The sequence below is a fragment of the Burkholderia sp. USMB20 genome (assembly GCF_000949135.2).
Lineage (GTDB): Bacteria > Pseudomonadota > Gammaproteobacteria > Burkholderiales > Burkholderiaceae > Burkholderia.
On sequence record NZ_JTAN02000003.1, the window covers coordinates 406,985 to 420,231 of the forward strand.

9 protein-coding genes are annotated in these 13,247 nt (G+C 67.3%); 5 read left to right on the top strand and 4 right to left on the bottom strand.

Translation table 11 applies throughout. From position 1 onward, the window contains the following. Positions 1-17 precede the first annotated feature (17 nt). A complete protein-coding gene (locus tag PL79_RS05925) occupies positions 18-1,211 on the top strand; it encodes an O-succinylhomoserine sulfhydrylase (protein ID WP_044843825.1) in 1,194 nt (397 codons plus the stop codon). Positions 1,212-1,339: 128 nt separating this feature from the next. On the opposite strand, the gene PL79_RS05930 is transcribed toward PL79_RS05925, so the two are convergent. The 3 genes from PL79_RS05930 to PL79_RS05940 are packed head-to-tail and all read right to left on the bottom strand — an operon-like array spanning position 1,340 to position 4,426. Beyond that, positions 1,340-2,293, bottom strand: coding sequence for an NAD-dependent epimerase/dehydratase family protein (locus PL79_RS05930; RefSeq protein WP_044843826.1), 954 nt, complete (start codon positions 2,291-2,293; stop codon positions 1,340-1,342). Further along, the gene (gene gmd, locus PL79_RS05935) at positions 2,280-3,326 is read right to left on the bottom strand and encodes a GDP-mannose 4,6-dehydratase (RefSeq protein ID WP_044843827.1); all 1,047 of its coding nucleotides are present in this window, start codon (positions 3,324-3,326) and stop codon (positions 2,280-2,282) included. The genes PL79_RS05930 and gmd overlap by 14 nt, the downstream gene beginning before the upstream one ends. 35 nt (positions 3,327-3,361) lie before the next feature. Further along, the gene (locus tag PL79_RS05940) at positions 3,362-4,426 is read right to left on the bottom strand and encodes an acyltransferase family protein (protein WP_044843828.1); all 1,065 of its coding nucleotides are present in this window, start codon (positions 4,424-4,426) and stop codon (positions 3,362-3,364) included. 492 nt (positions 4,427-4,918) lie between these two features. On the opposite strand from PL79_RS05940, the gene PL79_RS05945 reads away from it, so the two are divergent. Genes PL79_RS05945 through PL79_RS05955 form a run of 3 tightly spaced genes read left to right on the top strand, consistent with a single transcriptional unit; the run spans position 4,919 to position 11,086 of the window. Continuing rightward, positions 4,919-7,111 (top strand): hypothetical protein, encoded by a 2,193-nt coding sequence (locus PL79_RS05945; RefSeq protein ID WP_044843829.1) that lies wholly within the window; start codon positions 4,919-4,921, stop codon positions 7,109-7,111. A gap of 46 nt (positions 7,112-7,157) precedes the next feature. Further along, the gene (locus PL79_RS05950) at positions 7,158-8,624 is read left to right on the top strand and encodes a flippase (protein WP_044843830.1); all 1,467 of its coding nucleotides are present in this window, start codon (positions 7,158-7,160) and stop codon (positions 8,622-8,624) included. After that, positions 8,621-11,086, top strand: a complete 2,466-nt coding sequence (locus PL79_RS05955; RefSeq protein ID WP_044843831.1) for a glycosyltransferase family 4 protein — start codon at positions 8,621-8,623, stop codon at positions 11,084-11,086. The genes PL79_RS05950 and PL79_RS05955 overlap by 4 nt, the downstream gene beginning before the upstream one ends. A gap of 535 nt (positions 11,087-11,621) precedes the next feature. On the opposite strand, the gene PL79_RS05960 is transcribed toward PL79_RS05955, so the two are convergent. After that, positions 11,622-12,797, bottom strand: a complete 1,176-nt coding sequence (locus PL79_RS05960) for an acyltransferase family protein (protein WP_044843832.1) — start codon at positions 12,795-12,797, stop codon at positions 11,622-11,624. A gap of 213 nt (positions 12,798-13,010) precedes the next feature. On the opposite strand from PL79_RS05960, the gene PL79_RS36050 reads away from it, so the two are divergent. Then, the gene (locus PL79_RS36050; protein ID WP_006479318.1) at positions 13,011-13,154 is read left to right on the top strand and encodes a hypothetical protein; all 144 of its coding nucleotides are present in this window, start codon (positions 13,011-13,013) and stop codon (positions 13,152-13,154) included. Positions 13,155-13,247: the final 93 nt, after the last annotated feature.

Consider the following 13,247-nt stretch of genomic DNA (forward strand, 5'->3'; position numbering starts at 1 on the left):
AATACGGATAACGGAACATGGACGACTCCCTCAACTTCGACACGCTCGCCGTGCGCGCGGGCACGCTGCGCAGCAGCGACTTCAACGAGCACTCGGAAGCGCTGTTCCTCACGTCGAGCTTTTGCTTCACGAGCGCGGCCGAGGCAGCCGAGCGCTTCGCGAATTCGGAAGACTACTTCACCTATTCGCGCTTCACGAACCCGACCGTCACCATGTTCCAGGATCGTCTCGCCGCGCTCGAAGGCGGCGAGGCCTGCATCGCGACGGCGTCGGGCATGGCCGCGATCATGTCGGTCGTGATGTCCGCGCTGCAGGCGGGCGATCACCTCGTCAGCTCGCGCAGCCTGTTCGGCTCGACGCTCGGGATGTTCTCGCAGATCTTCAGCAAGTTCGGCATCACGACGACCTTCGTCGATCCGACCGACCTGAACGCATGGCAGGAAGCGGTGCGGCCCGAGACGAAGATGTTCTTCCTCGAAACGCCGTCGAACCCGCTGACCGAACTCGCCGACATCGAGGCGATCGGCAAGATCGCGAAGGCCGCGAACGCGCTGTTCGTCGTCGACAACTGTTTCTGCAGCCCGGTGCTGCAGCAGCCGCTGAAGCTCGGCGCGGACGTCGTGATGCACTCGGCGACGAAGTTCCTCGACGGCCAGGGCCGCGTGCTCGGCGGCGCGCTGGTCGGCTCGAAGGAATTCATCATGGGCAAGGTGTTCCCGTTCGTGCGCAGCGCGGGCCCGACGCTGTCGGCGTTCAACGCGTGGGTGCTGCTGAAGGGGATGGAGACGCTGTCGCTGCGCGTCGAGAAGCAGTCGGCGAACGCGCTGGAAATCGCGCGCTGGCTCGATTCGCATCCTGCGGTCAAGCGCGTGTTCTATCCGGGGCTCGAATCGCATCCGCAGCATGAGCTGGCGAAGCGCCAGCAGAAGGCGGGCGGCGCGATCGTATCGTTCGAGCTGAAGGGCGACACGCCGGAGCAGCAGCGCGCGAACGCGTGGCGCGTGATCGACAGCACGAAGCTGGTCTCGATCACCGGCAACCTCGGCGACACGCGCACGACGATCACGCATCCGGCGACGACGACGCACGCGCGCATCACGCCGGAAGCGCGTGCGGCCGCGGGGATCACCGAAGGGCTGATCCGCCTCGCGGTCGGCCTGGAAAACGCGGGCGACCTGCGCAACGATCTCGCGCGCGGCCTCGAGGGCTGAGCGCGGCGGCACTGATTTCAGGGCCGGCGTGACGACGGGCCGCTCGACATGAACTGCACCCCAAAAGTTGGACTAGATCCAATCTTTGGGGTGTTTTTCATGACGAAGTACGACGAACGTTGCCGGAATCAGCCGGCCCGCGCGTCGCGCATCGCGTCCATCATCCAGCGCAAGGTTTCGTCGAGCGGCGTCACGGGCAGCTCGCCCACCGCGCGCCGCAGCTTGTCGCGCGACCCGCTCAGGCTCTTTACTTCGTTATGCCGAACGAAGCGCGGATCGATCGTCACGTCGATCACGTAACCGGCGATTCGCGACAGCATCGCCAGCACTTCCTTCAGCGAATACGCGCGCTCCGAGCAGATGTTGAACGTCTCGCCGGCCGGCGCGGCTTCGAGCAGCTTCAGATAGGCGGCCGTCACGTCGCGCACGTCGGAGAAATCGCGGCTCACGTCGAGATTGCCGAGCGAGATGCGCGGCGCGTTGCGCGCATAGTGCGATACCAGCTTCGGCAGCAGATAGGCATCGTCCTGGCCGACGCCCGTGTAATTGAACGGCCGCGCGATCACGATCGGCAGGCGGTCGGCCCACAGCTTCGCCGCGTATTCCATCGCGAGCTTGCTGACCGCGTAGTCGTTCGCGGGCGCGGGCGCGACGCTTTCGTCGAGCACGCCGGCCGTCGAATTGCCGTAGATGTTCGCGCTGCTGGCGAGCAGCACCGCCGACGGGCGGCGGTCGAGGCCCGCGAGCGCGGCCAGCAGGTTGCGCGTGCCGACGATGTTGACCGCGTAGGTCTGCGACGGCTCGTCCTGCGCGACGTGCGCGCGCGCGGCGAGATGCACGACCGCATCGGGCCGCGCATCGGCGAGCGCCGCACGGGTCGCGTCCGCATCGAGCAGGTCGACCGGCAGCAGCGTGCAGTGGGCGAGCGCCGGATCGTCGGGCTGCGCCGCGCCGGGTGCCACGGTGCCCCACACGTCGTAGCCGGCCGCAGCGAGCCGCTGCGCCATGTAGCGGCCGGTGAAGCCCGCCAGGCCCGTGACGAACGCCCGGCGCGACGGGCGCCTGGCTTCAGTACGTGTCATGGTGCCGATTCCGCGTCAGATCCGCTTCGACCATCATCTGGCAGAGCTGTTCGAGCGTCGTCTCCGGCGCCCAGCCCAGCTTGGCTTTCGCCTTGTCGGCGGAGCCGATCAGCAGGTCGACTTCGGCAGGGCGGTAGAACTTCGGATTCACTTCGACGAGCACGTCGCCGTTCGATGCGTCGAGGCCGCGTTCCTGCTCGCCCTTGCCGGTCCATTCGATCTGGTAGCCGGCGGCCGCGAACGCCATCTGCACGAAGTCGCGCACGGTCTCGGTGCGGTTGGTCGCGAGCACGTAGGTGTCGGGCTCGTCGGCCTGCAGCATCCGCCACATCCCTTCGACGTATTCGAGCGCGAAGCCCCAGTCGCGCTTCGCGTCGAGATTGCCGAGCTCGAGCCGGGTCGCCTTGCCGAGCTTGATCTTCGCGACGGTGTCGGTGATCTTGCGCGTGACGAACTCGCGGCCGCGCAGCGGCGATTCGTGGTTGAACAGGATGCCGCTGCAGCCGAACAGGCCGTAGGACTCGCGGTAGTTCACGGTCATCCAGTGCGCGTACAGCTTCGCGACGCCGTACGGGCTGCGCGGGTAGAACGCGGTGGTTTCCGTCTGCGGGATCGCCTGCACCTTGCCGAACATCTCGGACGTCGACGCCTGATAGAAGCGCGTCTTCGGGCTCACCACGCGGATCGCCTCGAGCAGGTTCAGCGGGCCGACGCCCGTGACCTCGGCAGTCGTCGCCGGCTGGTCGAACGACACGCCGACGAAGCTCTGCGCGGCCAGGTTGTACAGCTCGTCGGGCTGCGTGCGTTCGAGCAGCCGCAGGCTGGAGCCGGCATCCGTCAGGTCGTGCTCGACGAGCGACAGGTTCGGGTGCGTGTCGACGCCGAGCTCGGCGATGCGCCAGAAGTTGACCGAGCTGGTGCGGCGGTAGGTGCCCGTGACTTCGTAGCCCTTGTCGAGCAGCAGCTTGGTCAGGTAGGCGCCGTCTTGCCCGGTGATCCCCGTGATGATGGCCTTCTTGCGAGTTTGGCTCATGGCAATGTCCTGGTCGAAACGATGGATTGAGAAAGTCAGGCGGTCGTGCGCGCGGCGGCGGGTACCGTGCTGCGCGCGGGGCCGCGGGTCAGGCGCCGCTCGAAGCCGTACCAGCTCACGGTGGCGTATACGAGCGTGATGGCCAGCGCGAGCGCGGCCGTGACGAAGCGGTTCAGGTGCAGCGGCCACAGCGCGTGCAGCACGCTCAGGTGAATCAGGTAGACGGTGTAGCTGACGGTGCCGACGTACACGAGCAGCGGGTTCGTCAGCACGCGCTGCACGACGCCGCGTCCGCGCAGTGCGATCACGACGATCGACGTGCACAGCAGCAGCGAGATGCTGTAGAGCGCGGCGTTCGACAGCGGCGTGTTCGCGGCGCGGAAACGCGGGAACGACAGGTGCAGCCAGCCGAGGATCGCGAGCGACACGAGCGCGCCGACGATCGCGAGCGGATAGAACGGCTCCAGCGCGCGCCGGTCGCGGCGCAGCACGATCGCGAGCAGCGCGCCAGCGGCGAGCAGGTCCATCCGGAACGGCGTCAGGTAGTAGATCGGCCAGAACGAATCGAACCACGGCGTCGCGATCGCGCGCAGCACGGGCGCCGCAACGATCAGCGCGGCGGCGATCCACAGCAGCGCGCGCTCCGAACACCACAGCACGACGAACGGCCAGAAGATGTAGAACTGCTCCTCGACGGCGAGCGACCACAGCACGTTCAGGCTGTCGTGGCCGATGCTGCCGAGCGACAGCCCGATGTTGGTCGAGAAGAACGCGAACCACGGCCAGTGCGGCAGCCAGCTCGCGCCGAACAACAGCGTCGACACGACCAGCAGCAGCACGTACGGCGGCAGGATCCGCCGCACGCGGCGCGCGTAGAAGTGGCTGAAGTACGACTGCCCGCGCGCCTTGCGCTCGAGCAGGATGCCGGTGATCAGCAGGCCGCTCAGCACGAAGAACAGGTCGACGCCCATCCACAGCGGCGCCTTCAGCGCGTGTTGCAGGAACACGGCGCCGACGGCGATCGCGCGCAGCCCGTCGAGCTGCACGATGCGGCCGTGTTGCGGCGGGGCGAGGTCGGCGGTGCGCGAGATGCCCGTCATCGCGCGACTCCTTCGCGACGCGCGGCCGATGCCGACGCGCGCCGCGTATTCGATGCGTGAACGTAATGCATGCGTTTAAAGGAAATATTGATTCGAAATCGATTCTAGGGAAAAGAAATCGGCAAAAAAACGCATGTCATTTATTCGGCTGAAAACATTCAAATGCCGATCGTTTCAATCGCGAGATGAAAGATTTGCAGGCCAGGTAGCCCGTCGGACGGGCCGGAGCGGAATTTTCTACGGATCGTCGCGTGAAAGGCGGTCGTTATTTCCGCTTCGCCGGGGCTATTCGGGACGATTCCGGTTCAATATTTCAGGCGGAAACATCCCCAAATATTTCAAAATTTCTTGTGATTATTTTTGCTTGTAACCTGCATCGCGACGTTTGAAACCTATTTAGCGACAGGTCATCCAGGCAGGCAGCACGCCACGGCGCCGGTCGCTTTTGCATCGAGTCTGGAGAGCGCATTGCGACGTCTGATTCTGGTTGGCATGACGGTATGCGCGGCGTTGTCCGCGAGCGCCGCACCGGCTGAAACCGTGTTGCCCGCGACCACGTCGTGGATCGGCAACACGTTCGGCTATGGCGACGGCAGCTGGACGCAGATCGACATTCGCGCGATCGCGGTGACGCCCGACGGCAAGGTGTATACGAACGCGCCGTGGGACGAGAGCGGCGCCGAGGCGAGCGTCTACCAGGACGGGAAGATGCTCGGCTTCGCCGGCGGCACGCATGGCTGGGGCAATCTCGGCGGCAACGCGGTCGCGGTGAACGGCAAGTATGCGTACGTCGCGATCGGCGTCGGCAACGAGCGCGGCCATCTGCAGTCGCCCGGCATCTGGCCGGACAAGGGCAAGCAGTGGTACGGCATTTCGCGGCGCACGATCGGCGACATGAAGCAGCCCGCGCCGTTCCGCGCGGCGCCGCAGGTCGCGCCCGGCGGGCGCGCCGATGCCGGCCGTGCGCGGATGGCCGCGAGCTTCATGGTGATGAACGAGGTGGCGGCACCCGCGCGGTCGGAGGTCGGTGAGCTGAAGGCGGAAGTGGGCGGCCTCGCGGCCGACGACAAGACGTTGTTCGCGACGAATCCTTCGCATGACGAAGTCGACGTGTACGACGCCGAAACGATGCAGAAGAAGGGCACGTGGAGTGCGCATGAGCCGGGCCGCATCGCGCTCGCCGGCGACGGCACGCTGTGGCTGCTCACCGATACGCTCGGCGGGCCCGCGCACCTCGTGCACGTGCGCGCGGACGGCCGCAAGCTCGACGACGCGCCCGCGCTGCCCGAGGGGACCGACGCGGTGGACGTGGCGGTCGACGCGAAAGGGCGCGTGCTGGTCGCGGACAACGGCCCGCGCCAGCAGGTGCTGATTTTCTCGAAAGGCGGCAACGGCTATGCGCCGTCCGGCACGCTCGGCGAGCGCGGCGGGATCTTCGCGGGCCCGGTGCCGGGCCGCCCCGGGCCGCAACGTTTCAACGGGCTGACGGGCGTGGGCGTCGATCGCGCGGGCAACGTGTACGTGTCGATGAACGGCATCGGGCCGCGCCACGACACGATCGGCGCGGGGCTCGGCGCGGTGCTCGAGAGCTACACGCCGGACGGCAAGCTGCGCTGGCAGGTGCAGGGGCTGCTGTTCGTCGATGGCGCGTGGCTCGATCCCGCACGGCCGAACAGCGTGTACACGGGCAACAAGCGCTTCGAGCTCGACCTGTCGAAGCCGCCCGGCCAGGACTGGAAATACGCCGGCTTCCTGTCGAACCGCTTCAAGTATCCGGACGATCCCGTGTTCCACACGGACCAGTACCCCGGCATGCCGTTCGCGCGGCGCGTCGACGGCCGCACGTTCCTGTACCTGACCGACATGTACGCCGATCACCTGAAGATCTACCGCTTCGACGCGAAGCGCGACGGCGAGGTCGCGATTCCGTCGGGCCTGATCGCCGGCCGTGCGCGGCCGGTCGACAAGGTGCCGAACAAGCCGCCGGGCGGCGACTGGATCTGGCGCGACGCGAACGGCAACGGCCGGCTCGACGAGGACGAGTTCACGACCAACACGACCGGCAAGGCGAAGGCGGGCGGCTGGGGCTGGTGGGTCGACACGAAGGGCGACATCTGGCGCACGAGCGACGTGCGCGGCATTCACCGCTTCGGCTACGGCGGCGTCGACAAGGCCGGCAACCCGATCTATTCGTACGACAAGGTCACGACCTATCCGATGCCGCAGCCGTTCACGCAGCTGCGCCGCGCGATCTACGAGCCGCAGACGGACACGCTGTACGTGACGGGCTACACGGCCGACGCGCCGCCGCAGCCCGGCATCAACAAGGAAGTCGGCCGCGTGCTGGTGCGCTTCGACAAGTGGTCGAGCGGCTCGCCGGTGGTGCGCTATACGGTCGCGCTGCCGTGGCAGCTCGACGCGAAGCCGATCCTCGATCTGATCGGCATCACGGTCGAGGGCCGCTACATCTTCACGGTGGAACCGGTCGGGAAGATCCACGTGTACGACAAGGAAACCGGCAAGGAGGTCGGCGTGATGAGCCCGGGCGCCGAGGTCGGCAAGGCGTCGGGCTGGGTCGACGTGCCGTTCGGCATCAGCGCGTTCCGGCGCGATAACGGCGAATACCTGGTGTTCGTCGAGGAAGACGCGCGCGGCAAGGTGCTGATGTATCGCTGGAAACCGTGACGGGCGGCGCACCGTCGTTGCAGTCGCCGTCACACAAGGCAGAAGCATGGACAAAGGCATACTCAAGAACGTTTCGATCAACTTCATCGGGCTGATCCTGCCGACCTTCGTGTCGCTGGTGACGGTGCCCGCCTATATCCACACGCTGGGCGTCGAGCGCTACGGCGTCGTCAGCCTCGTGTGGACGCTGATCGGTTATTTCGGGATCCTCGATCTCGGGATGAGCATGGCCGCGCAGAACCACATCTCCAAGGCGCTCGCGAGCGGCGACGCCGACGAAAGCGCGCGCGTGTTCTGGAGCGCGTTCTGGCTGAATCTCGGCACCGGCATCGTCGGCGGGCTGCTGATCTATTTCGGTGCGTTCATCTACACCGAGTACTTCACGAAGGTGTCGGCGGCGATGCAGCACGAGGTGTATCTCGCGCTGCCGTGGCTCGCGCTCGCGATTCCGCTCGCGAACGTGTCGTGGGTGTTCGCCGGCGCGATCAACGGCGCCGAACGGTTCGGCGTGTTCAACACGAACCAGACGATCGGCACGTTCCTGTTCCAGCTGCTGCCGCTCGGCGCCGCGTGGTGGATCGCGCCGAACCTGCAGACGGTGCTGGCCGCCGCGGTCGTCGCGCGGCTGATCGCGGCGGTGATGCTCGGTCACGCGAGCATCAAGGTGCTCGGGATCCGGCGCATCGACCCGCCGCAGTGGGGCACCGCGAAAGGGCTGTTCAACTTCGGCGGCTGGATGCTGATCGCGAGCATGGCGAGCATGGTCGCCGATACGCTCGATCGCGTGATGCTCGGCGCCGGCATGGGCGCGAAGTTCGTCACCTACTACACGGTTCCGCAGAACCTCGTCACGCGGCTGAACATGCTGCCGAACGCGCTGGTGCGCACGCTGTTCCCGCGCCTGTCGGCGGTCGGCCGCGATCACGCGGACACGCTCGCGCGCCAGTCGCTCGAATTCCTGAACGGCGTGTTCACGCCGGTCGGCATCGTCGCGATCTTCGCGCTCGCGCCGTTCCTCACGCTGTGGGTCGGCGCCGATCTCGCCGCGCATTCCGCGCCGGTCGGGCGCGTGCTGGTGATCAGCGTGTGGCTCGTCGGACAGGCGAGCGTCACGCGGATCCTGATCCAGTCGCAGGTCAACCCGGCGCGCGCCGCGTTCGCCGGGCTCATCGAGATGCCGTTCTTCGTCTGCGGCCTGTGGTTCGGCATTCATCACTTCGGGCTGATCGGCGCGGCGGTGGTCGTCGCGACCCGCGCGCTGGTCGACTACGGCGTGCTGCTTTATCTGTCGGCGATCCGGATGCGCGCGATCGTGCTCGACATGCTCGCGCATCTCGCCTTCCTGCTCGCGAGCCTGTTTCTCGCGCAAGCGTGGTCGGGGCTCGGCGAGTCGATCGGCCTCTGCGCGGTCGTGCTGGTGCTGAACCTGGCGTGGTCGTTCACGATGACGCCGGCCTTGCGCGCGCTGGTGCGTGACCTGTTCGTCCGTCTCAATGCGAGGAAAACCGTATGAATCGCGATCTGGCGGAACACGCCATCCTGAACCTCGCCACGGCCGATGCCGCCGCGGCCGAAGCCGGCGACGCCGCCACGCTGCGCCGGGCCAAACCGGCCGGGCAGGCGAGCGCACGCGATGCGTCGCGCCCGCTGCGCGTGGCGATCGTCCACGACTGGCTCGTCACGTACGCCGGCGCCGAGCGCGTGCTCGAACAGATCGTCGCGTGCTTTCCCGACGCGGACCTGTTCAGCCTCGTCGATTTTCTCGACGACCGCGCGTTCGTGCGCGGCAAGCCGGTGACGACCTCGTTCATCCAGAAGCTGCCGTTCGCACGCACCAAGTACCGCAGCTACCTGCCGCTGATGCCGCTCGCGATCGAGCAGCTCGACGTGTCGGACTACGACCTGGTGATCTCCAGCAGCCACGCGGTCGCGAAGGGCGTGCTGACCGGGCCGGACCAGATGCACATCAGCTACGTGCATTCGCCGATTCGCTACGCGTGGGACCTGCAGCACCAGTATCTGGAACAGTCGAACCTGACGCACGGGCCGAAGTCGCTGCTCGCGCGGATGATCCTGCATTACATCCGCAACTGGGACACGCGCACCGCGAACGCGGTGGACGGCTTCGTCGCGAATTCCGCGTTCATCGCGCGCCGCATCCGCAAGGTGTATCACCGCGACGCGGCGGTGATCTTCCCGCCGGTCGACGTGGACGGCTTCTCGCTGAACGAGGTGAAGGACGATTTCTACCTGACCGCGTCGCGGATGGTGCCGTACAAGAAGATCGACCTGATCGTCGAAGCGTTCTCGCGCACGCCGGAGCGCAAGCTCGTCGTGATCGGCGACGGCCCGGAGATGCAGAAGATCCGCGCGAAGGCCGGCCCGAACGTCGAGATCATGGGCTACCAGCCGTTCGCAGTGCTGCACGACCGGATGCGCCGCGCGAAGGCGTTCGTGTTCGCGGCCGAGGAGGATTTCGGGATTTCGGTGGTCGAGGCGCAGGCGTGCGGCACGCCCGTGATCGCGTACGGCAAGGGCGGCGCGCTCGAGACCGTGCTCGAGCCGCGCTCGCACGCGCAGCCGACCGGGCTGTTCTTCGACGAACAGACGCCGCATGCGATCGTCGCGGCGGTCGACGATTTCGAGCGCGCGCCGCAGCGCTTCACGGCGCACGCGTGCCGCGCGAATGCGGAGCGCTTTTCCGCCGACACGTTCCGGCGGCGCTTTCTCGATTACGTGGAGACGGCGCTGCCCGGCTCGACCGCGCAGCGCGGCACGGCCGTCGCGCCGATGCCGGCCGCGCGCGGCCCGGCGACGCTCGTGCTGGACCAGAGCGGCGTGCTCGGCGGTGCGGAGCTGTCGCTGCTGGAGATCATGAAGCACATGCGCGCGAACGCCGATGTGCTGCTGTTCGACGACGGCCCGTTCCGCGCGGCGCTCGACGAGATCGGCGCGCGCGTCGACGTGCTCGACCAGGGCGCGCTCGCCGGGGTGCGCAAGCAGGGCGGCGTATCGGCCGGCGCGTTGAAGCAGCTGTTCGCGCTCGTGCGCGACGTCGCGCGGCGCGCTCGCCGCGCCGAGGTGATCTATGCGAACACGCAGCGCGCGATGGTAGTCGCCGCGCTGGCCGGGCGGCTCGCGCGCAAGCCGGTGGTCTGGCACCTGCGCGACATCGTCAGCGGCGACCATTTCGGCAGCAAGCAGCTGATGGCGATCAAGTACTGCGCGCGGCTCGGCGTCACGCGCGTGATCGCGAACTCCGACGCGTCCGCGCAGGCATTTCGTGCGCTGACGGGCTTCACGCCGCAGCACGTCGACGTCGTGTTCAACGGCATTTCGGCCGACCCGTTCGACGCGCTGGACGATGCGAGCCAGGCCGCGCTGCGCGCGCGCTTCGGGCTGCCCGAGCACGCATGGCTGGTCGGCTCGTTCAGCCGTCTCGCGCACTGGAAGGGGCAGCACCTGCTGCTGGAGGCCGCGGCTCGCCATCCCGGCATGCACGTGGTGCTGGTCGGTGCGCCGCTGTTCGGCGAGGACGAATACGCGGCGCAGCTGCACGAGATCGTCGCGCGTCACGGGATGGACGACCGTGTCCATTTCCTCGGCTTCCAGCGCGACGTGGCCGCGTGCATGAAGGCGGTCGACGTGGTCGCGCATACGTCGATCACGCCGGAGCCGTTCGGACGCGTGATCGTCGAGGGCATGCTTGCGCGGCGGCCGGTGGTCGCGGCCCGCGCGGGCGGGGTCGTCGAGATCATCGAGGACGGCGAAAACGGGCTGCTCTGCGAGCCGGGCAACGCGGCCGCGCTGGCCGACGCGCTGGGCAGGCTGCAGCGCGACGCCGCGCTGCGCGAGCGGCTCGTCGTGAGCGGGCGGGCGACCGCGGTGCGCCGGTTCGGCACCGAAACCTATGTGGCGCGGGTCGAGAAGATCCTCGCGGATACGGCGAAGGCCGCGAAGGCGAAGAAGCGGTAGGTGATTGGCGGCGGCATGTGAAGCGTGTCGTCGTGAACCGGCAGAACCCGGCCCCCATGCGGCGTTGCGCTGCATGGGGGCTTTGCGCTTTGGGCGCGGCCGAGCGCTGTCGCGCACCGGGCACGCCGCACGTGACGAATCCGTAATCTGCGCAAAGCCGAGCGATTGCGTGAGCGTGAGCGGCGGAATCCGGGCGGGTCCGGGTCACAGGATGGGGTTTGCAACGACGATGCGCTCGGGCGGCGGAGCGATGCGTCGCAGCGGGCGTGAATCCGGCCGCCGCCCGGTTCGTAATCGCTTCGCGGGACGCCAGGAGCGGCGCCGTGTGGTCCTGCCGCGGATCGCGTGAGGGGTCGGGCGACGCGACCGCCGTGCGGCCGCCCAGGCGGCGCATGACGCCGCGGCTTGCGTACTTCGGTACGTCGTGGCCGCCGCGCCCCGACGCGCAAATGCATCCTCGCGCCGTCCTGCCCGTAAAAAGGCCCCCGCGCAGCCTGACGCCGGGCGGGGGCCGCGAGCGCGCCAACGGCGCCGTTCAGGCGGCCCGTTCGGGGGCCGGTGCGACGACGCGGGCGGTGCGGGTCGGCTTCAGGCTGGCCGCCCACATCATCGCCGGGCGTTCGAACAGCCGGTAGAACACGTAGGCGACCGGAATCGCGGCAGCCATGAACGCGATCGACGGCCAGATCGACAGTTGCAGTTCGGAGTGGAACAGCACCGAGCCGAGGCAGACGAACAGCGGCAGATGGATCAGGTACAGCGAGTAGCTGAAGTCGCCGAACCAGCCGAGCACGCGCAGCAGCGGCGTCGGGCGCGGCGGGCAGGCGAGCGCGCGGTACAGGAAGCACGCGAAGCCGGCCGCCCACAGCTGGAACGCGCCGTACTGGCCGAAACGGAACGCGCCGCAGCCCGCGGCCAGCAGCACGGCCGCCGCGAGGTACCACGCGCGCGACGGCACGGCGGCCGTGCCGCGCACCGGCTGCGCGCGCACGTCGGCGATCCACGCGCCGACGGTCCAGGACAGCCAGTACGACGTGAAGAACTGCAGGTCGTGCCGTTCGAGCAGCCACGCCGACGCGACGTTGACGAGCGCGACGGCCGCCACGATCGCCGGCATGCCGATGCGCCGGCGCAGCGCGAACAGCAGCGGGTAGATCGCGTAGAACTGCACTTCGAGCGATAGCGTCCACAGCGCGCCGTTCGACCCGTACGTGTAGCCGGCGACGCCTTGCAGCGAGAACAGGTTCACGAGGAACGCGGTGATGCCGACGTCGCGGATCTTGTGGCTGACCGGCGCGATCTGCAGGCTGACCGCGTCCATCGCGAGCGTGAACAGCAGCGCGGCGAGCAGCACCGGGTAGATGCGCGCGAAGCGGCGCGCCCAGAAGTTCGGCGCGTCGAGCCGGTACGCGGGGTTGGCCGCGAGCTTGAGCGCTGCATTGCGGTGGATGCAGTAGCCGCTGATCACGAAGAAGATCGGCACGCCGGCGGAGCCCCATGCGAACGGGAAGGTCAGGTAGCCGGCGATCGCGCTCGGGTTCAGCGCATGACCGTAAGCGTGATGGAAGCTCTGCATGCCGACCCAGACGACCTGGCGACAGTGGAAATAGGCGACGAGCAGCGCCGCGAACCCGCGCATCGCGTCGATCACGTGTTCCTTGTGGTCGGCGACGGGCGGCGCAGCCAAAGACGATCCGCTGAAAGCTTGCATGCGATTCGATTCCTTGCGACGGATGAAGGGGATGGTCCAATCGTAATGCGCAAGAATTCGCTCGAATGAATAAAAAAATCGCGCCGGGAAATAGTGGTATTTCAGATGGTGGTGTTATTCCGGTCTGAAAGCGGTTTCGCCGCCGCCACAATTATTTGCCGATTTTTTTCTGATAGTTTGAAGCTCCAGTTGATTGATGCAAGGAGCGGCAAGATGGACATGCATTGGATCGCGAGCGCGGCAGTACTGCTGGTCATGGCCGTGCTGTCGGCGTACCGCGAGGCGCTGAAGAACGAGCCGATTCGCCCGGGGCTCGAGCGGGGCGGCGTCCCGTATATCGAGGAATTCGAATCGTAAGAATTTGTATCCGGAAAATCGGTAATTTGTTTCTGTATCGGCGCCGGGTTCGGCAATATCGACCGGATTTGCAGATTATCTCTTTTCCGGAAA